At 64.8% G+C, this 18,434-nt stretch carries 16 protein-coding genes; 6 read left to right on the top strand and 10 right to left on the bottom strand.

The window, feature by feature from the left end; genetic code table 11:
• Positions 1-43: 43 nt before the first annotated feature.
• The 8 genes from ACFSJC_RS18960 to gshB all read right to left on the bottom strand — a co-directional run bounded on the left by ACFSJC_RS18960 (position 44) and on the right by gshB (position 7,194).
• Positions 44-1,330: a dihydroorotase gene (locus ACFSJC_RS18960; protein WP_386028767.1), complete on the bottom strand. Its 1,287-nt coding sequence runs from the start codon at positions 1,328-1,330 to the stop codon at positions 44-46.
• The gene (locus ACFSJC_RS18955) at positions 1,323-2,318 is read right to left on the bottom strand and encodes an aspartate carbamoyltransferase catalytic subunit (protein ID WP_386028766.1); all 996 of its coding nucleotides are present in this window, start codon (positions 2,316-2,318) and stop codon (positions 1,323-1,325) included. The genes ACFSJC_RS18960 and ACFSJC_RS18955 overlap by 8 nt, the downstream gene beginning before the upstream one ends.
• A gap of 3 nt (positions 2,319-2,321) precedes the next feature.
• Positions 2,322-2,924, bottom strand: coding sequence for a bifunctional pyr operon transcriptional regulator/uracil phosphoribosyltransferase PyrR (pyrR, locus tag ACFSJC_RS18950; protein WP_386028765.1), 603 nt, complete (start codon positions 2,922-2,924; stop codon positions 2,322-2,324).
• Positions 2,911-3,348 (bottom strand): Holliday junction resolvase RuvX, encoded by a 438-nt coding sequence (gene ruvX, locus ACFSJC_RS18945; protein WP_386028764.1) that lies wholly within the window; start codon positions 3,346-3,348, stop codon positions 2,911-2,913. Before ruvX ends, pyrR begins: the two co-directional genes overlap by 14 nt.
• Before the next feature lie 19 nt (positions 3,349-3,367).
• A complete protein-coding gene (locus tag ACFSJC_RS18940) occupies positions 3,368-3,931 on the bottom strand; it encodes a YqgE/AlgH family protein (protein ID WP_386028763.1) in 564 nt (187 codons plus the stop codon).
• A 122-nt stretch (positions 3,932-4,053) separates the two neighbouring features.
• Positions 4,054-5,007, bottom strand: a complete 954-nt coding sequence (locus tag ACFSJC_RS18935) for an energy transducer TonB (RefSeq protein WP_386028762.1) — start codon at positions 5,005-5,007, stop codon at positions 4,054-4,056.
• 5 nt (positions 5,008-5,012) lie between these two features.
• The gene (locus ACFSJC_RS18930) at positions 5,013-6,116 is read right to left on the bottom strand and encodes an FAD:protein FMN transferase (protein ID WP_386028761.1); all 1,104 of its coding nucleotides are present in this window, start codon (positions 6,114-6,116) and stop codon (positions 5,013-5,015) included.
• Positions 6,117-6,204: 88 nt separating this feature from the next.
• The gene (gshB, locus tag ACFSJC_RS18925) at positions 6,205-7,194 is read right to left on the bottom strand and encodes a glutathione synthase (RefSeq protein ID WP_386028760.1); all 990 of its coding nucleotides are present in this window, start codon (positions 7,192-7,194) and stop codon (positions 6,205-6,207) included.
• Positions 7,195-7,461: 267 nt separating this feature from the next.
• Between gshB and ACFSJC_RS18920 the strand changes: the two genes are divergently transcribed.
• The 5 genes from ACFSJC_RS18920 (at position 7,462) to ACFSJC_RS18900 (ending at position 16,549) form a co-directional block, all read left to right on the top strand.
• Positions 7,462-7,866, top strand: a complete 405-nt coding sequence (locus ACFSJC_RS18920) for a response regulator (RefSeq protein WP_386028759.1) — start codon at positions 7,462-7,464, stop codon at positions 7,864-7,866.
• Positions 7,867-7,986: 120 nt separating this feature from the next.
• Positions 7,987-8,415, top strand: a complete 429-nt coding sequence (locus ACFSJC_RS18915) for a response regulator (RefSeq protein WP_386028758.1) — start codon at positions 7,987-7,989, stop codon at positions 8,413-8,415.
• 44 nt (positions 8,416-8,459) lie between these two features.
• Positions 8,460-9,020 carry a chemotaxis protein CheW gene (locus tag ACFSJC_RS18910; RefSeq protein ID WP_386028757.1) on the top strand — a complete coding sequence of 187 codons (561 nt, stop codon included), beginning with the start codon at positions 8,460-8,462 and terminating at the stop codon, positions 9,018-9,020.
• Between the two features lie 132 nt (positions 9,021-9,152).
• Complete coding sequence (locus tag ACFSJC_RS18905) at positions 9,153-11,183, top strand: methyl-accepting chemotaxis protein (protein WP_386028756.1); 2,031 nt, start codon at positions 9,153-9,155, stop codon at positions 11,181-11,183.
• A gap of 29 nt (positions 11,184-11,212) precedes the next feature.
• Positions 11,213-16,549, top strand: coding sequence for a hybrid sensor histidine kinase/response regulator (locus tag ACFSJC_RS18900; RefSeq protein WP_386028755.1), 5,337 nt, complete (start codon positions 11,213-11,215; stop codon positions 16,547-16,549).
• Here the strand turns inward: ACFSJC_RS18900 and ACFSJC_RS18895 are convergent, their stop codons facing one another.
• The gene (locus ACFSJC_RS18895; RefSeq protein ID WP_386028754.1) at positions 16,550-17,287 is read right to left on the bottom strand and encodes a 16S rRNA (uracil(1498)-N(3))-methyltransferase; all 738 of its coding nucleotides are present in this window, start codon (positions 17,285-17,287) and stop codon (positions 16,550-16,552) included. It lies immediately after the preceding gene.
• 9 nt (positions 17,288-17,296) lie between these two features.
• Positions 17,297-17,689, bottom strand: a complete 393-nt coding sequence (locus tag ACFSJC_RS18890; RefSeq protein WP_386028753.1) for a DUF423 domain-containing protein — start codon at positions 17,687-17,689, stop codon at positions 17,297-17,299.
• A gap of 236 nt (positions 17,690-17,925) precedes the next feature.
• Between ACFSJC_RS18890 and aprB the strand changes: the two genes are divergently transcribed.
• The gene (aprB, locus tag ACFSJC_RS18885) at positions 17,926-18,393 is read left to right on the top strand and encodes an adenylyl-sulfate reductase subunit beta (protein WP_386028752.1); all 468 of its coding nucleotides are present in this window, start codon (positions 17,926-17,928) and stop codon (positions 18,391-18,393) included.
• The last annotated feature ends 41 nt before the right edge of the window (positions 18,394-18,434 follow it).

The following is an 18,434-nucleotide window of genomic DNA, read 5'->3' as shown; positions in this document are numbered from 1 at the left end:
GGCTTCCAGTGGCCAGCCACCAGCTGGAAGCTGGCGGCTGGACTCACCGCTCGAAGACGATGCGCCCGCCGAGCAATGTCCAACTCACCCGTCCCCGCATCTCCTGCTCGTTGAACGGCGTATGCAGTCCATGACTGATGAGCGTGGCCGGGTTCACCACCCAGGTCGTCTCGGGGTCGAAGACGCAGATATCGGCCGGTTCGCCCGGCGCGATGCGCCCGAGAGCGCGTCCGAGAATGGTCGCTGGTCCATGGGTCAGACGCCCGATCAGGGTCGCCAGATCCATCACACCCTCGTCCGCTAACCGCAAGGCCAAGGGCAGCAAGGTTTCCAGTGCCGAGATGCCAGGCGCCGTCTCGGGGAAGGGCGCGAGCTTGGCGTCGGCGTCGTGCGGTTGGTGATCCGAACAGATGGCCGAGATCACGCCCGCCGCGACCGCCGCGCGCAAGGCTTCGCGGTCGGCTCGCGTGCGCAGCGGCGGAATCAGGTGGCAGTTCGCGTCGAAGCACTCCAGGTCGTCCTCGGTGAGGAAAAGCTGGTGCATGCTGACATCGGCCGTGACCTGTATGCCACGCCGGCGCGCCTCGGCGAGCATGGCAACGCCCCGCGCTGTCGAGAGTCCACGGAAATGGATGCGGGCTCCGGTCTGTTCGGCCAGGGCCAGATCCCGTGCGACCGCGACCGTCTCGGCAGCCTCAGGAATGCCCGGCAGGCCCAGGCGCGTGCTCACCAGTCCCTCGTGTGCGCAGCCCTCCTCGCTCAAGGCAGCATCCTGCGGATGCAGGAAGACGGTGAGTCCGAAGGTCGTCGCGTATTCCATGGCGCGTCGCTGGACCTGGGTGTCGCGGATGGGGCGGTCGGCCTGGCTCAACACCGGGCAGCCAGCCTGCTTGAGCGCTGCCATCTCGGTGATCTTGGCGCCTTTCAGACCTTGTGTGACCGCTCCGGCCGGAAGCACTCGGGCGAATCCGTGACGCTCGGCCGTTTGGTGGACCAGTTGCGCGACCGCTGGGGTGTCGATTACGGGCAGCGTGTCCGGGGGGCAGCAGAGCGTGGTGACGCCGGAGGCCGCTGCGGCACGGGTCTCGCTGGCGATGGTCGCCTTGTGTTCGTGGCCGGGCTCGCGCAGCCGGGCGCAGAGGTCGACGAATCCGGGGCAGATCAGCTGGTCGCGTGCATCGAGGGTGCGATCCGGTTGGAAGCCCGAGGGGGCTGCGCCGATGGCCAGCACCTTGCCGTCGGCGATGTGCAGATCCGCTTCGCCGTCGAGGCCGCTGGCGGGATCGATCAGCCGTCCGTTGCGGATACTGATACGAGGTCCGTTAGCCATCGACGTCTCCTTGGGGCTGGCTCTTGAGATTCTGGGTGCCGATGCACATGGACATGACCGCCATGCGCACGGCGATGCCGTTGCTGACCTGTTCGAGGATCACCGATCGCGGGCCGTCGGCGACCTGCGAATCCATCTCCACCCCTCGGTTGATGGGCCCCGGATGCATCACGATGGCGTCCGGTTGGGCGGTCGAGAGGCGTTCCTCGGTGAGTCCGAACAGCCGGAAATATTCGTGTTCGCTGGGTAGCAGCGAGCTGTTCATGCGCTCGCGTTGAATGCGCAGCATGATGATGACATCAACGTCGCGCACCCCCTCGCGCAGGTCGTGATAGGCGTGCACACCGAATGCCTCCTCAATGCCGTTGGGCATGAGTGTGCTGGGGGCGATGACCCGAACTTCGGGCACGCCCAGCGTCTTGAGCGCCAGGATCTGCGAGCGCGCGACGCGCGAGTGCATGATGTCGCCGACGATGGCGACCCGAAGCCGGCTGAAGTCCTGTTTGTGCCGGCGGATGGTGAACATGTCGAGCATCGCCTGGGTCGGATGCGCGTGACGTCCGTCCCCGGCATTGATGACGCTGACGTGCGGATCGGCGTGGGCGGCGATGAAATGGGCCGCGCCGCTGGTCGCGTGACGCACCACGAACATGTCGACGTGCATCGCCTCGAGGTTGCGCAGGGTGTCCAGCAGGGTCTCGCCCTTGGCTGTGGCCGAAGTCGATATGTTGAGGTTGAGCACGTCCGCCGATAGCCGCTTGGCAGCCAGTTCGAAGGTGGTGCGCGTGCGGGTGCTGGTCTCGAAGAAAAGGTTGGCGATCACCTTGCCGCGACAGAGCGGCACCTTTTTGACCGCCTGTTGGGCGACGCCGAGGAAGCCCTCCGCCTGGTCGAGGATGTCGGTCAGCAGGTTGCGGCTCAGTCCCTCGGTGGTGAGGAAATGCTTGAGGTTGCCCTGTGCATCGAGTTGCGGATTCTGTTTGCTCATCGATTATGTGGGGTCCGAATCTGATTGCGTGCGCGCGTCCTGGCCGGACTTGCGGTCTGAGCTCGGCTTGGTGGCGGCGTGACGCGGTGTCTTTCCTCTGAGCATCAACAGGGGCTCGGGACCACTGAGCTTGATCTGCTCGTCGCGCTCCAGCTTGGCGTGCAGTCCGACCACATCGGGCGCGATCGGAAGTTCGCGTCCATCGCGCTCGGCCAGGGTCGCCAGCATCACGGAGGCAGGCCGGCCATAGTCGAACAGCACGTTGAGCGCCGCGCGGATGGTGCGTCCGCTCTGCAGGACGTCGTCCACCAGAATCAGGTTGCGGTCGTCCACCCCGACCGGGAGATAGGACGGGCGGACCTGCGGATGCATGCCGATGCGGGTGAAGTCGTCGCGGTAGAATGAGATGTCGAGATGGCCGATCGGGTCGCTGATCCCGAGACGCTCGTGCAGTCGGTCGGCGACCCAGACCCCGCCGGTATGAATACCGATCATCAAGGGGTCCTGGATGCCGCGCTCGGCGATCAGGGCCGTCAGATCATCGGCCATGCGGGCGATGGCGGCATCCACCTCGCCCGCGTCTTTCCAGATGTCAGTCTTGCTCACAAAGCCAGGTTTCCAGAATGAGGGCGGCCGCCAGGGCGTCGACGGCATCCCGCGTGGATGGTTTGCGTCCGGAGCGACCCCGTGCGGGGCCCTGGGGGCGCTCGTTGAGTTGGCGTTTGGCCTCGACGGAGGTCAGGCGCTCGTCGATCAGGTGGACCTTTAGACCGTAGCGTCCCTCCAACTGGCGAGCGAAACGGTGAACCCGTGGCGACCAGTCGACCTCGGTATCGTCCATGTTGAAGGGAAGCCCGACGACCAGGGCGCTTGGTTTCCATTCCTCGATCAGCGCTCCGATTCCAGCCCAGTCGGGCTTTTCGCCCTGGCCGCGCAAGGTCGCCAGCGGGGTCGCGGAGCGGGTCAGGGTTTGGCCGACGGCCACACCGATCTTTCGTGGGCCGAAATCGAAGCCCAGCAGGGTCGTCATACGAGGCTCCGAAGGCGGGTCAGGCGTGCCCGGCCTCGCCGCTGAGCAGATTCAGATCCACACCGAGCAGCTGGGCTGCCGCCATCCAGCGCGTGCTCGGATCCATTTGGAAGATGACCTCGTCGCTCGCTGGTCCGCTGAGCCAGGCGTTGGCGCTCATTTCCTGTTCCAGCTGGCCACCGCCCCATCCGGCATAGCCCAGGGCGACCAGGATCTGGTCCGGCCCCTCGCCCTTGGCAATCGCCTCCAGGACGTCGCGCGAGGTGGTGACGCTGATGTCCGGGGTGATGTTGAGCGTGGAATCGAAGGCCGGGCCGGCCGTGTGCAGGACAAAGCCTCGATCGGTTTGTACCGGACCGCCTTGGTAGACGGGGGTGCTTCCTATCGTGGGCTGGTCCACCTTGATCTCCAGCTGACCGAGCAGTTCGCCGAGCGTGACGTCGATCTGTCGGTTGATCACGATGCCCATGGCCCCTTGCTCGGTGTGCTCGCAGATGTAGGTCACGGTCCGCGAGAAATTGGGGTCCGCGAGTGCTGGCATCGCGATGAGGAAATGGTTCGTCAGAGAGGTGCTGAAGGGCATGACTCTAGTATCCTGATCGGCACGAGGTGTGGCAAGGGTGGCCGGACCGCATTCAGCGCGAATTCCCGAGCTGGCGCGCTGAATGACATCTTATCAGTATCGCGCAATCCGGGGGGGCGGGGCTATCGCTCCCAGCCGAGGACGTCTCCGCGCATGAACTGCCAGGTGCGGATGATGTCCAGCACATCGGTTTCGGCGGCGATATCTGGAGGAAAGGGCGAATAGGGCGCGGCCAGCTCGACGATCTGAATCGCCGCCTCGTCGAGCAGGTCTGAGCCGGACGAGCGGACGATGCGGATGCGCTCCACGCTGCCGTCCGAGCGGATCGCGACATGCAGGATGAGACTGCCGTAGAGGCGCGCCTCCTTCGCGGCTTGAGGGTAGTTGAGGTTGCCGATCCGTTCCACTTTACGTGCCCAGGCGCTCAGATAGCTCGCATAGCGGAACTCGCGCGTGCTGGCACTGATCGACTTGCGTCGAACGCGCCGTGCATAGGCTGAACTCTGAGCCTCTAGATTGGAGGTCAGACGCGCGATCTCACGGCTCTGGCTCGCCAGTATGCCTGCCGCATCGATCGGCGGGCGCGTGGGCGGGAGATCCGCGAGCGTTTCATCCGGGCGTTTGGCGGCGAGAACGTCGAGTTCCTCCTCGGGAGGCGGCGGGGGTGCCGTTTTTGGCGCCGGTTCGGGCGCGGTCTCCACGACCGCTTCCGTGACCTCGGGAAGCGGTTCGGGTGGCGTCTTCTCGGGAGCCGGGTCGACCTCCTGGATCGCTTCGCCAGGCGAGGACAGCGCAGTGGTACCGGTTGGCGATGCGCCGGTTTGGGTGCGCTGGGCCAGTGCCGCGTCCGGCGCGGCATAGTCGGCTGTATGCCCGCCCTCGGTGAGGACCAGAATTTCCAGAGCCGTTTCCGGGATCGGGGGTGGCTTCGGCGGTTGGATGTCGAGCGCGAGCAGCGCCACCAGATGCAGCAGGCCGGCCCCGATCAAGGCGAGGATGAAAGCCGGCGAGGGCGTCTGTCCGTGATGTATGCGGAGCGCGTGCGGAAGTTCCTGTTCGCCGGGGCGACGGTCCATGTGCTTCAGATCTCCGCCTTGTCCGTTTCCGGTGGCCTGGTTTTGGGTCTGACGACCTCGACCCCATTGTGATCCTCGACCCACTGGATGCGCTTCGCCATCTCTGCGGTCAGGTGAACCCTGCCCTGACGGTCGATCAGGATGGCGTGGTCGATGCCCATCTGAGTGGCGATCCTGCGCCATTCGCTCGGTCCGGCGATGAAGAGTGCGGTCGCCGCAGCGGCGGCCGTCTCGGCCCGGGGATGGGCGACGGTGACGGCCCGCATCCCTGTGGCGGGCCGGCCGGTCCTCGGGTCGAGGATGGCGTGGTAGAGAACGCCCTCGTAAAGGAAGTCGCGCTCGTACTCGGCGGCGGTGACCACCGCTTCGTCGCCTCGGATCGACAGGATGGCGAAAACGCCCGAGCCCGTCGCACGTCGGATCGGGATGCGCCAGGGCTGGCCGCTGCGATCGCCGATCGCGCGCAAGGCCCCGCCTGCCTGGATCATGGCGTTGCGAATGCCCAGATCCCGGAGCTGCTCGATCGCCAGGTCGATGGCGGCGCTTTTGGCGATGGCGGAGAGGTTCAATCGAAGTGCCGGGTTGTGTCCGGTCACTTCCAGCCCTTCGATCTCGATCTGCCCCACTCTGGGAGCGGCCGCGACCAGCTGCGCGATCGCGTCTCCGGAGGGGGGGGGATGGCTGCGCGGGCGCGTCTCATCGAAGCCCCAGAGGTGAGTCAGTTTACCGATCGCTGGGTTGAAGAGCCCGTCGCTCTGCGATTCGTAGAGCTTGCATTGACGGATCAGCCCTAGCAGTGAAGGGGGCGGGATGAAGGGGCGTCCGGTCGGGAGAAGCCGGTTGACCCGTTTCATGGGGCCGTCGTTCGGTGCGCCCCATTCCCGTTCCAGGTAGGTGAAATCCTGGGCGATGAGATCGGATGCCAGCCGCGCCTGCTCCTTGCTGATGCCAACCAGGCTCACGTCCACTTGGCTGTCGAAGGCGGAAAATTGGGTGATGATGACCGGGCTGCGTTCCCGGCAGGCGCTCAAGGCGATCGCTAGGATCAGCATGGCGGCCGTCAGGATAGTCGCTCGGGTTCGAGTCGAGGGCGACGACGAGTGCTGCATGGGGCCGTTCCTCTTTGATTTCGGTGCGAGCGCCGGGGCTTTGTGGTCCTGGTGCGGCGCGGCGTTGGGGCGGGCGACGCGTCTGGGTTCAGCGTGTGGCGCGACCGCCGTCCGTGCCGTTCGCGCCTCGGTCGCTCAGGTGCCGTTCGATGCAGTCCATGAGGTCGCCAGCGATATCGAGGCCGTAGGCGGCGTCCAACTCGCGGATGCAGGTCGGGCTGGTGACGTTGATTTCGGTCAGATGGTCGCCGATCACATCCAGGCCGGCGAACAGGATGCCGCGCGAGCGCAGCTCGGGACCGACCTGCTCGGCGATCCAGCGGTCACGCTCGGTCAGCGGGCGGGCCTCGGCCGAGGCGCCGGCCGCCAGGTTGCCACGGGATTCGCCAGGCGCTGGAATGCGCGCCAGGCAATAGGGAACGGGCGCGCCGTCGATCATCAGGATCCGTTTGTCGCCATCGGCGATGGCGGGCAGGAAGCGCTGGGCCATGCAGTAGCGGCGTCCGTGATCGGTCAAGGTCTCGATGATGACATTCAGGTTGGGATCGTCGTGCCGGATGCGAAAGATCGAGGCACCTCCCATGCCGTCGAGCGGCTTGAGCACGATGTCGTCGTGGTACCGATGGAAATCGCGGATGTCCTGGGCGCTCCGGCTGATGAGGTTCGGTGGCGTGCAGTGCGGGAAGGTGGCGGCGAAAACCTTCTCGTTGGCGTCGCGCAGGCTGCGCGGATCGTTGACGACCAGACAGCCCTCGCGTTGGGCCTGTTCCAGGAAATAGGTGGCGTAGATGTACTCCAGGTCGAAGGGCGGATCCTTGCGCATCAGTACGGCGTCGAGCTCGCCCAATGGACCGGTCGTCTCGCCCGTGAAGCGATACCAACCCTGCGCGTCGTCCGTGACCTCGACCGATCTCAACCGGGCCTGGGTGATGCCTCCGGCCATGGAAATGTCCGCCGGCTCGGCGTACCACAGCCGCCAGCCTCGCCGCTGAGCGGCTAGCATCATGGCGAAGGTGCTGTCCTTTTTGATGTTGATGGATCCGATCGGATCCATCAGAAAACCGATTTCGCGTGACATGGTGCGCAGTGTACTTCAGTGGTTAGTAAGGTGGTAAGGGCATGCCGTCGCTCTTGCATGGCGAGGCCGTTGCTTCTAGCATCCGAACCATTCGACGCATTGGGATACTCTCGGCTCCAAGGAATCGGCCCCCGTGAATCATGTCGTCAGATCCGAAAAGGGTGACCGTGTTCACATCGACGCGTCCCCCCGGCCATGGTAAAACTCCCAACATGTATTGCCGTCCTCCCAACTTGTCGCGGCATTAGTCCGCATGCGTGACGGATCATGAAGGATAACCTCGATTTGCGCGGCGCTAGAGTTCTGGTCATTGATGACAGCAAGACGATTCGTAGAAGTGCCGAGACGCTCTTGAACAAGGCCGGATGTGAGGTTTGCGTCGCCGAGGACGGGTTTGAGGCGCTTGGCAAGATCGTGAGCTTCAAGCCTGATCTGGTCTTTGTCGATATCATGATGCCGCGCCTGGACGGCTACCATACCTGTGCGCTGATCAAGAGCAATCCCAATCTTCGCCATACCCCGGTCGTGATGCTGTCGAGTAAGGACGGCTTATTCGATCGGGCGAAGGGGCGAATGGTCGGGGCGCAACTCTACCTTTCCAAACCCTTCACTGGAGATGAGCTCCTAGAGGCCGTGCGCGGCAGTCTTCGCCAAGCGACCGGTTCGGAATGAACCGGGTTCCGATGTTTACGTCTCGCCGCCGGTTGGGTGGCGTGATTGGTCGATCCGGCGGGTCGCGCGCTTAATGGTCACTTGTTCAGGGATATTCGTCGACGAGCTTCAAGGCATGCCATGAGACGCTTTTTCCGCAAACCGAATCCGCCCGCCCAAGATCTGAGTGCGGCGGCGGTTGGTACCGCGACGGTTCTGGTGGTCGACGACTCACCGACCGAGACGCGGATACTGACCCATATCCTGACCAAGGCCGGCTATCGCGTCGAGACCGCCACGAATGGCGAGGAGGCGATCGAGGCGGTGCACCGCAACTGCCCCGACCTCATCCTCATGGATGTGATCATGCCGGTGCTGAACGGCTATCAGGCAACCCGGATGTTGCGTCGTGATCCCGAAACGGCGGACATCCCCATCATCATGGTCACGACCAAGGACATGCAGACCGATCGTACCTGGGGACTGCGGCAGGGCGCGAACGACTACCTGATCAAGCCTGTCGATCGCCAGCTGTTACTCGACCGCATTCGCGAACTTCTGGGTGGCTGACGCAGATGGCCCGCTCGGAACGCTCACGGACCGAACTGCTTGAAATGATTCGCAAGCTCGACGCCCGTTGTCGGGCGCGGGCTGCGGGGCTGCCGGACGAAGACCGTCCACCCGACAGTTGGGCGGCGGTGTTGTTCAAGCTGCACGCACGCCAGTTTCTGACGCCTTTGGAGCAGATCTCCGAGGTGCTTGAGCTGCCTTGGGATATCACGCGGGTTCCTGGAACCAAGCCCTGGTTGCTCGGGGTGGCGAACAACCGCGGAACCTTGCTTCCGATTTACGACCTCGCGAATCTCATGGACGGCAGTCAGCCGCCGAGTCGCCGCAAGCGTCCCGATTCGGGCGCGGACCGACGCCGCGAACTGCGCAGTCGTGAGCGCGTATTGGTCGTCCGACAGGATGAGCTGCCCTGCGGTCTGGTCGTTTCGGAGGCTATCGGTATGCGTTACATCAAGAACACCGATCGCGTGGACGGCTCCAGGGACGATCTGGGGCCGAGCGGATCCTATGTCGAGTCGTTCTTCCTGCTCGACGGCGCGCCTCTCCCCGTCATTCGTTTGGTCGAGCTGATGGCCGATCCGGCCTTCAACGCCGCCAAGGTGTGAGCGACGGGTCGCGGCGTTGGGCCGGTTCGTCCCGGCTTTTGATCGGACGGTTGGATCCCGAGGCGTCGCGTGCCATTCGAGTATTAAACGGACACTAACACTAGATAAAACCGCATCGGGAGTCGGCACCAGATGGCGAAGCGAATGAAGATGAACTTGGGAGCGGCCGCAGGAGGGGGGATCCGCTGGACCAGCGTCCTGCTGTCGCTGGTCGCATTGGTTTTTGCGGCCTTGGCCCTGATGAGCTACCTCCAGTTGGTCGGTCAGAGCGCGCAGGGTGCGCGTCAGGCGACGCTTGCCTCCGCGCAGAAGGACCTGACTCAGGAATTGGTCCGGCTCGCGAATCGCTCCATTCGGGGCGACACGGATGCCTTGAAGCGGCTGGGTCCCGAGCAGGCTCGTCTCAAGGCCGGATTCGCCGAGCTGGCGAGCGGGCTGGAGCAGACCCGGGGTGCCGTCGGATCGGATTCGATCGAGGCGCAGCTCGCTCAGGCCGAGCGTGCCTGGGGCGGTCTCAGTTCCGGGGTCGATCGGATACTTGCCGCTCAGGACTCGCTCGTTGCCTTTCATTCGGGAGTCGGATCGCTCGAATCCATGCTTCCCAAGGTGCGTGAAGCCATGAGCCAGGCGGCGGCCCGCATGGCCTCGGCGGGTCTGCCGGCCGATCAGGTGCTGGAGGCCGGACTGCAGGTTTCCCGGCTGGATCAGATGGCGTTGGCCCTGGCCAAGCTCGCGAGCGGTGGCGACACGACCACTCAGGCCGCCGCTGATCTGGCCAAGGCGCGAGATGCCTTTACCGCTGGGCTCGACTCCCTGACGGCCAAGGTTGCCGCCGGCTCCGCAGTGTCTGCGGCGCTTCGGGATGTGGCCCCCCGCTTTGCGACCCTTGCCACCCAGTCCAAGGAGCTGCTCCAGACCCTCGACTCTGTGCAGCCATTGCTGGACCTGCCGGCGGATCTGGACGCCAAGGGTCGGCAGGTGGAAAGCGCGCTCGATGGTCTTTCGGCCGGCTACCAGGGGCTCGGCGCCCGGGTGCGCGTCGCTGGAATGGAGATCGGTCCGAATGCCGTTCTGCTCTTCGCAGGCCTTTCTCTGCTCGCGTTGGTGCTGCTGGTGATCGTCACATCGCGCGACGCCAAACATCGCGAGCTGGTATCCACGTCACAGACCGAGCGCGACGAGCGCGCCATCCTACGGCTATTGGATGAGTTGGGCGATCTGGCCGACGGCGACCTCACCGCCGAGGCTACGGTCACCGAGGACAAGACCGGAGCCATTGCCGATGCCTTCAACTACGCGATCGAGGCATTGAGGGGGCTGGTGACGACGATCAACGAGACGGCCTCCAAGGTCTCGAATTCGGCGCAGGAGAGCCGTGCCGTTGCCTCGCGATTGGCCGAGGCGAGTAGCGTTCAGTCGTTGCAGATCACCCAAACCTCGGCTGCGGTGCAATCCCTCACGGTGCAGATCGATGAGGTCGCGCGCAACGCAGGCGAGTCGGCCGAGGTCGCTTCGCGCTCGGTCGAGGTGGCCGGACGTGGCGCTCAGACGGTGCGCGACACCATTCAGGGAATGGACGCCATTCGCGAGCAGATCCAGGAGACTTCCAAGCGCATCAAGCGGCTTGGCGAGAGTTCCCAAGAGATCGGCGAGATCGTCGAGCTGATCGACGACATCGCCGACCAGACCAATATCCTCGCCCTGAATGCGGCCATGCAGGCCGCCATGGCGGGCGAGGCGGGGCGCGGCTTCGCGGTGGTTGCCGACGAGGTGCAGCGTCTGGCCGAGCGTTCTCGTAGCGCGACCAAGCAGATCGAGGTCTTGGTCCGCACCATTCAGGCGGATACCAACGAGGCGGTGAGTTCGATGGAGGCCAGCACCGCTGGCGTCGTGGAGGGGGCGAATCTTGCCGAGAATGCCGGCGACGCCCTGCGCGAGATCGAAAACGTGTCGGCCTACATCGCCGACTTGACCAAGCGTATCGCCGATTCCTCCCAGCGCCAGTCTCGCCAGGCCGCTGAGATCAACGATACGGTGCAGGCCATCCGGGCGATCACCGAGGAGAACAACGATGGCACCAGACGCGCTGCCGAATCGGTCGAAGAACTCGCTAACCTGTCTATTGAATTGCAACGTTCGGTGGCCGGGTTTCGGCTTCCCTAACCCACAGGCTCACCACGAGTAGCGGGCCCATGGCAGATAAGAAGCTGGTTGGTGGCCTGAAATGGGTCAAGGGAGAGATCGGTTCCACGCTACGTCCGGTCCGTGATCTGGTCGAGGAGGGTCGCGCGGGCGACTCGCCGATGGATCTCGGTCCGGCGCGGCAGGCGCTCGATCAGGTGCAGGGGGTGTTGCTGGCGTTGCAGCTCTCCAGCCCGGCGCGTCTCGTCGACGAGATGTCTCGTCTGGTCGAGCGTCTGGGCGATGGGGATGCGGAGCAGATCAAGCGCGCAGCCGAGGCCATGGGCCAGGCACTGAACCAGCTGAACGGTCACCTCGATCGTTTGGACGCCGGATTCGACGAGCCTCCGCTCAGTCTCTGGTCGATCATCAACGAGGTGCGTGCGGCCTCCGACAACCTGCCGCTCACGCATTCCGAGCTCCTGAACTTTGCCGCCGTCAACGCGGATGGCGACTCGCAATGGATGCCGGAGGAGCTGGACATCCTGGCCGAGGTCATGCGTCAGGTGCGCCCACAGTTCCACCGCCATCTGGTCGAGTGGTTCCGTGGTGCCCCCGAGAATCAGGGGCTTCTCTACCTGGGGCAGCTCTTCCATCAACTCCACGGCTATCTCAAGGAGGGACTGCTCGCCGATCTCTTCCGGCTCGCCGAGGCCTATGTCGAGTCGCTGCGCGACGGGAGGATGCCGTCCGGTCCACAGACCCGGAGTTTGCTCGGGCATCTGGATTGGGTGCTCAAGCCCTTGGTCCAGACCCCTCCGCAATGGCCCGAGGTCGATGCGCTGACCCTGATCGAGCAGTTTCTGAGTGCGCTCGTCGAGGCCGGCATCGAATTCCCCGAGATCGCCCAATTGCAGGCCACCTATGGTTTCGTGCGCTCCGGCACGAACGGACGGCTCGACGACTCTGTCGGGCTCGACGACGAGGCCATGCTGGCAGAGCTTGCGGAAAGCGCGTTGGCCGAGCTCTCCGAGCTCAAGGAACGCTTCGACCGCTTGGCCCACGACGACCAGCCGGATCCGAGCGATCTGGATATCTTCTGCTCCACCCTACAGCGTCTTGCGAGTCTGCTGGATGACGTCGAGGTGGGAAATCTACCGGCCCGCATGCGGGCCTTGGCCGACAATTTCGCCGCAGCGACCTCAGGCTCTTCCGACGGCGGTGCGCGGCTCGAATCCTATGCCATGGAATTGCTGGGAATCGAGGCGGTGCTCCTCGCCTACGCGGGCCATCGTAGCCATGCGTCCGATCAGATCATCGCACCAGACATGGATCTGTCCGAGCTCACCTCGGCGACACTGCGCGAGGCCGGCTACGAGATGGTGCGCGTCAAGGACGCGGTGACGACCTGGCACACCGATCTGGCCGAGCAGGATGCCCTGGCACCTGTTCGCGGACATCTGTTCAGCGTGTCCGGTGCGCTTCGCATCCTTGGAGAGGACGCCGCTGCCGACTGCGTCGACGCTTTGGGCGAGATCATCACGCATCGCTACGCTCAGTTCGGCCACCGACCGTCGGATACCGAGTTCGATCATCTGGCCGATGCCATCGCCGCCATCGAACTCTATATCGGTCATCTGCAAGAGCCCATGCCGCTCGGCCTCGATCTGGTCGAGCGTGCCGGCGAGGCCATCGAGGCGTTGCGCGCCTTGCCCGAGGTCGAGTCTCGATCGAGCGGTCTTCTGGAAACGGGGTCTGAGGAGACCGGGTATCAGGAGGCGGACTGGCCCGAGACCTTCGCGCTGGATGAGAGGCCCTTCGAGGTCGCCTACTCCGAGCCGGCACCCGAGGGTGTCGAGTCGACCGCGACCTCCGGAGAAATCGAGACCGAGTTCCTCGACATCTTCATGGAGGAGGCGCGCGAGGAGACCGCAACGGCCCAGGCTCAGTTCGCACGCTGGGAATCCAATCCGCACGACGTCGATGCGCTCGCCACATTGCGGCGCAGCTTCCATACGCTCAAGGGCAGCGGCCGGTTGGTCGGCGCCCTGCAGGTCGCCGATTTTGCTCAGGTCATCGAGCTCTTGCTCGATCGTCTGATCGAATCCCAGCGGTTGCCGAGCGAGGAGGCTCTCGCCTGCGTCTCGGACGCCGTCTCCATGCTTCCCGATCTGGTGTCCGCCGAGGGAGAGGGGCGCCAGTTCGAGATCGCGCCCATGGTGGCGCGGGCCAACGCCCTCAAGGACCAGTTCGCTCAGACCACGAGCGATTCAGCGCCCTTCCCTTCCGCGTCCGAGTCGGAGGCTCCGGTCGCCCGGCCGGAGTTCGTCGAGGATCACGACAGCCTTTTCGCCGACGACGAGGAGCTGCTGCGCATCTTCCAGACCGAGACCCACGAGCATCTCGTCGTGCTGCGCGAGTTCCTTGACGGGGTCGAGTCCTCGGGAGCCAAGGTCGGCGAGCCGATTCAGCGGGCGCTCCACACCCTGACCGGCAGTGCCCGTATGGCGGGAATCGATTCCATCGCCCGGGTGACCAAGGGGATGGAGCTGCGGATCAAGCCGGTTTTAGCGGCCGATGCCGAGTTGGACGAGGAGCTCCTGTCTCTGCTGAAGCGTCTCGTCCTCGGGGTCGAGGCCCGTGTCGACGAGTTGCCGGCGGTCGGCGAGGGCGCATCCGTATTGACGGCCCTGATGGCCGATCTGGAACAGATATCGCCTGCGGATGTGGTCGAGCCATCGATTCAGCCCCAGATGCCCGACCCGGAGGCGTCCGAGGCGCAGGTATCGGAGGAGCCCGAGCAAGCGGCGGAATCCGATGTGGTGGGTTCGGACACGACCGAGCCGTTCGGGGACGCCTTGGAGCGGTTAGAGCTGGAACCGATCGAACCGCGCGAGGACGCGGTCGAGGAAGAGGAGACTCAGGACGCGCAAGCGGAGGCACTGGCCGAGCCTGTCGAGGCCACGTCAGAGGCGCTCGAATCCCTCTCCCAGGAAACGACCGAGCCGGTTCCTGCCGAGGCCACCAGCGCGCCATCGAACCTGATGCAGGCTCTGGATCCGGAGCTGGTGAGTCTGTTCCTGGAGGACGCGCGCGACCTGCTCGACAACCTGGATACCCAGTTCCGCGAATGGCAGCTGGCTCCGCAGGACACGTCGGCGCTCGATGGTATCAACCGCCTTCTTCACACCCTCAAGGGCAGTGCACGGTTGACCGGCCTGACGGTCATCGGTGATCTGAGCCACGCGCTCGAAACTCGACTCAAGTCCCTCGGCGATGAAGCCGGTGTGGTCAACGACATCACCCTGGAGCTGGCTCAGCGCGCCGTCGACACCCTGTCGGTGCAGGTGGATGCGTTGGAGCAGGGTGCCCCCATTCCGGGCGTGACCGCTCTGGTCGAGGCCCTCAGTCGAGCTCCCGACGAGGTTTCGAGCAGCCAAGAAGAGGTCCCCGTGATGCGGCCGGCGGCCGAGACGGAGTCCTCCGCGCCCGAACAGGCCCCAACCCTCTCCGAGGTCGCTCGCGTGGCCTCCGAGATGCTGGCCGAGCCTGGCACGGGTCGCGATGGGGCCGGGGTCGCGGTCACGCCCCAGATCCGGGTGCGCTCCGATCTGCTCAACCGCCTGGTGAATCATGCCGGCGAGATCAGTATCTACCGTGGCCGTCTCACGCAGCGCAACGGTCAGCTCGGATTCGGTCTGAGTGAGCTCGACCAGACCGTCGTGCGTCTGCGCGAGCAGTTGCGGCTGCTGGAGATCGAGACCCAGACCCAGATCCTGCATCGCTTCGAGCGCTCGGGCGCCGCTTCCGAATACGACGAAAATTTCGATCCGCTGGAATTCGACCGCTTCTCGCGGCTCCAGCAGCTCTCAGGCAGTCTGGCCGAGACCGTCAACGATCTGGTCAGCGTCAAGGAGATGCTCGGTGGCTATCAGCGCGAGTTCACCGACCTACTGAATCAGCAGGCGCGTCTGGCCGACGATCTGCAGGACGGTCTGCTGCGCACCCGTCTGGTCCCCTTCGTCCAGGTGGTGCCGCGGTTGCACCGTTTGGTGCGCCAAACCGCCGACAGCCTGGGCAAGTCGGCGCGACTGGAGGTCATCGGTCCCGAGGTCGAATTGGACCGAACCATCCTCGACCGCTTGGTCGCCCCCTTGGAGCATCTGTTGCGCAATGCGGTCGACCATGGTCTGGAGGATCCCAAGACGCGGGTCGCGCACGGCAAGCCCGCCACCGGTATGGTGACCCTGGCATTGCGCCGCGAAGGCAACGATGCCGTCATCACTCTGAGCGACGACGGTAAGGGAATGGACCTGGAGGCGATCCGCCGTCAGGCGATCGCGCGCGGACTCATGTCCGCCGAGGCCAGTCTGCCCGAGGAGGCGTTGCTGCAGTTCATCCTCGAACCCGGCTTCACCACCTCGGGCAAGGTGACCCAGATCTCCGGCCGTGGCGTGGGGCTCGACGTGGTCGCCTCCGAGATCAAGGCCGCCAACGGCACCATCAGTTTGGAATCGGTCTGGGGCAAGGGAGCCAAATTCGCCATTCGGCTGCCGCTGACATTGGCCATCATCGACGCCTTTCTGGTCTCGGCCGGCGAGAACATCTATGCCGTACCGCATAGCACGGTGGAAGGCGCCGCGCGCATCTCGCGCGAGGAGCTGGCGGCGATCTACCATGGCGAGGGCAAGGGGTTCAGCGCCCGTGGACACACCTATAAGGTCGTCTATCTGGGCGGTGTGCTGGAGCATGGCCAGGAGCCCGAATTCGGCGAGCGTCGCTGGATGCCCCTGCTGCTGGCGCGTCTCGGCGACCAGCGGGTTGCGCTGCATGTCGATACCCTCGTCGAGAGCCAGCGCATCCTGGTCAAGCCCCTCGGTCCGCAGCTCGCCGGAGTGCGTTGGCTGAGCGGCGGCACCATCCTGCCGGACGGTCGGGTGGCGCTGATTCTGGATGCGCTCGCCCTACTGCGTTCCGGCGTGCTGCAGGAATATCATCAGGGCGCGGCTGCAGTCGAGCCGGAGCACGAAGGGACCTGCATCATGGTGGTCGACGACTCGCTCACCGTGCGTCGAGTCACGAGCCGTCTGCTGCGCCGTCAGAACATGGAGGTGCTGACTGCGAAGGATGGGGTCGAGGCCTTGACCCTGCTCGACGAGCGGATCCCGGACCTGATGCTGTTGGACATCGAGATGCCGCGCATGGACGGTTACGAGCTGACCCGGCATATCCGGCGCTCGGAGCGCTATCACACCCTGCCGATCATCATGATCACCTCGCGCACGGGCGCGAAGCATCGCGACTATGCGATGCAGCTCGGTGTCAACCGTTATCTGGGCAAGCCCTACCAAGAGTCCGAGCTACTGAACGAGATCGCCTCTCTGCTTTCGGAGCATGCTCCGGTCTGATCAGCCCTCGCGGAAATCGCCCCAGAGCGCCTGGATGACCGCGATGGCCGCCAGGGGGGCGGTCTCCGTGCGCAGAATCCTGGGGCCGAGTCGAACCCCCTGGTAACCCGCCGAGTAGGCCTTCTTGCGTTCACCCGGACTCAAACCGCCCTCGGGACCGATCAGTAGGGTCACGCCCGTCTCGGGCCGGCGCAGCCCGGCCAGGGGCGTGGAGGCCGTTGGGTCGAGCAACAGACCCTGGCCGCTCGATGGCGTTTTCAGCCAGGTGTCGAATGTGGCGGCCGTTTCCAGGCTTGGCAGCCGGCGTCTCCCCGATTGCTCGCAGGCCGCAGTCAGAATTCCGCGCCAATGTTCGAGTCGTCGCTCCAGACGCGGACCGTCGAGCCGGACCTGACTGCGTGCGGTAAAGAGCGGGGTGATGGCTCCGACCCCAAGCTCGACCGCCTTCTGTAGGGCGAAATCCATGCGCTCCCCTTTGGATACGCCGAGCGCTAGATGGATCGCGATCGGTGCCTCCGGCTCCTCGTCGCCGACGCCTTCCACGCTGACTCGCGTGCCGTCTTTGTGCGTGCTCAGGATCCGCGCCGAGTAGTCGAACCCGTCACCGTTGAAAAGAACCAGTGGATCGTTTTGGCCGAGCCGCAAGACCTGCGTCAGATGACGGCTGGGACCGACCGGAAGGGTTGGAGCAGTCCCAACCTGAAGGTCGATTTCGGCATAAATTCGCGGGATGCGCATGACCGTCCCTCAGTTCGCTGGAGCGGCTGCGCGCCAGGCGCCGACCGCCAGTAGCGCCCAGCCGGCGAGCAGGGCGACGCCACCGAAAGGCGTGACGATTCCGAGCATGCGCACGTCGGTCAAGGCCATGAGGAAGAGGCTGCCGCTGAAGAGCGAGACCCCGATCAGAAAGCACCAGGCCGCCGCCCGGATCAGTGGCGCTTGCGGACGCAGGAGCAGCAGCAGACCGCAGGCGAGGATCGCGGCACCGTGCATGCCAAGATAATTGGCGGCCGTGCCCCAGTTCGCGATCAGATCGGCGGGGATCCGTCCCTTGAGTCCGTGCGCGCCGAATGCGCCGAGCGATACGGTCAGGAATCCGCAGGCCGCTCCGAGGGTCAGCCATAGGCGTGCTGTCGTCATGATGAGGCTCCCGAGTCGAGATAGGGCGCCCGCAGCTCTAGCGCGGGCGATCGAGCCCGGCAGCATACCAGCCTGGCTTGGGCCGCTCACACCGGAGACGGCCTCGGCGTGCGGCGATGGGGTATCGGAATTCTGTACTATGCCCCCGAGGCGCGTCTCCCGGACCTCCAGAGCCGCTTCAGCAAGGGGACAAGGGGGCGGCCTCATTGCAGTGAACCGTTAGGAGATCGAGCATCATGCCCACGTTTGTGCGTACCGATCAGTGCGATGGCTGCAAGGGTCGGGACAAGACCGCTTGCATGGACATCTGTCCACACGACCTCATGAAATTGGACCGGGATGGCTCCGAGACCGGCCACGCCATGCGCGCCTTCAACCAGGAGCCGGAGCAGTGCTGGGAGTGCTACGCCTGCGTCAAGCAGTGTCCACAGCAGGCGATCGAATGTCGGCACTCTGCCGACGTAGTTCCCATGGGTGCCTCCGTGCAGCCATTACGCGGCACCGGCTCCATCGTCTGGACCATCACATTCCGCAAGGGCAACATGAAGCAGTTTGAATTTCCGATCCGTACCACCCCCGAAGGCTCGATCGATCCATACGGCTCCAAGCCCGAGGCCGATATCGCCAAGATTGGCGAACCCGGCTTCTTCACCCTGGGTGGGGTTCAGAAGCCCGGCAACCCCGACGAATTGATCCGCAAGTGAGCTGATCTGCAACTGAAGCGCAAGATCGCACTGAGGTAGAC

Origin of the sequence: Thiorhodococcus fuscus, from assembly GCF_042682685.1 — a bacterium.
In the GTDB taxonomy this organism is placed as follows: Bacteria; Pseudomonadota; Gammaproteobacteria; order Chromatiales; family Chromatiaceae; genus Imhoffiella; species Imhoffiella fuscus.
Note: the sequence above shows the minus strand (reverse complement) of the source record. Positions and strands in the feature narration are given on the sequence as shown.

Bases quoted from the DNA above. Each gene is read 5' to 3' on its own strand.
- ACFSJC_RS18960 (WP_386028767.1), bottom strand. From the start codon at position 1,330: ATGGCTAACGGACCTCGTATCAGTATCCGCAACGGACGGCTGATCGAT.
- ACFSJC_RS18955 (WP_386028766.1), bottom strand. From the start codon at position 2,318: ATGAGCAAACAGAATCCGCAACTCGATGCACAGGGCAACCTCAAGCAT.
- ruvX (WP_386028764.1), bottom strand. From the start codon at position 3,348: ATGACGACCCTGCTGGGCTTCGATTTCGGCCCACGAAAGATCGGTGTG.
- ACFSJC_RS18940 (WP_386028763.1), bottom strand. From the start codon at position 3,931: ATGCCCTTCAGCACCTCTCTGACGAACCATTTCCTCATCGCGATGCCA.
- ACFSJC_RS18935 (WP_386028762.1), bottom strand. From the start codon at position 5,007: ATGGACCGTCGCCCCGGCGAACAGGAACTTCCGCACGCGCTCCGCATA.
- ACFSJC_RS18930 (WP_386028761.1), bottom strand. From the start codon at position 6,116: ATGCAGCACTCGTCGTCGCCCTCGACTCGAACCCGAGCGACTATCCTG.
- gshB (WP_386028760.1), bottom strand. From the start codon at position 7,194: ATGTCACGCGAAATCGGTTTTCTGATGGATCCGATCGGATCCATCAAC.
- ACFSJC_RS18920 (WP_386028759.1), top strand. From the start codon at position 7,462: ATGAAGGATAACCTCGATTTGCGCGGCGCTAGAGTTCTGGTCATTGAT.
- ACFSJC_RS18915 (WP_386028758.1), top strand. From the start codon at position 7,987: ATGAGACGCTTTTTCCGCAAACCGAATCCGCCCGCCCAAGATCTGAGT.
- ACFSJC_RS18910 (WP_386028757.1), top strand. From the start codon at position 8,460: ATGATTCGCAAGCTCGACGCCCGTTGTCGGGCGCGGGCTGCGGGGCTG.
- ACFSJC_RS18905 (WP_386028756.1), top strand. From the start codon at position 9,153: ATGGCGAAGCGAATGAAGATGAACTTGGGAGCGGCCGCAGGAGGGGGG.
- ACFSJC_RS18900 (WP_386028755.1), top strand. From the start codon at position 11,213: ATGGCAGATAAGAAGCTGGTTGGTGGCCTGAAATGGGTCAAGGGAGAG.
- ACFSJC_RS18895 (WP_386028754.1), bottom strand. From the start codon at position 17,287: ATGCGCATCCCGCGAATTTATGCCGAAATCGACCTTCAGGTTGGGACT.
- ACFSJC_RS18890 (WP_386028753.1), bottom strand. From the start codon at position 17,689: ATGACGACAGCACGCCTATGGCTGACCCTCGGAGCGGCCTGCGGATTC.
- aprB (WP_386028752.1), top strand. From the start codon at position 17,926: ATGCCCACGTTTGTGCGTACCGATCAGTGCGATGGCTGCAAGGGTCGG.